This is a genomic window from Seonamhaeicola marinus (assembly GCF_008085455.1).
Genome location: NZ_VSDQ01000815.1, coordinates 1 through 270, shown reverse-complemented (window position 1 = coordinate 270; position 270 = coordinate 1). Strand labels below are relative to the sequence as shown.

The window sequence follows — 270 nt, the reverse complement described above, 5'->3', positions numbered from 1 at the left end:
AAAATAGTTAGTTTTGCTGAACTATTTTTTTATTTAACATAATCACAATATTTGTGCCAAAACATTTATATGAGTAAAAAACTTACCAGCAGAGCAGAAGATTATTCCAAATGGTATAACGAATTGGTTGTAAAAGCGGACTTAGCTGAGAATTCGGCTGTTAGAGGTTGTATGGTTATAAAACCATACGGATACGCTATTTGGGAAAAAATGCAGGCAGAATTAGATAGAATGTTTAAAGAAACAGGACATCAAAACGCATATTTTCCG

General features: G+C 32.2%; 1 pseudogene. It reads left to right on the top strand.

The features are described from left to right. Positions 1-69 precede the first annotated feature (69 nt). Positions 70-270: pseudogene (locus tag FUA24_RS23685) on the top strand (proline--tRNA ligase); the annotation flags it as partial.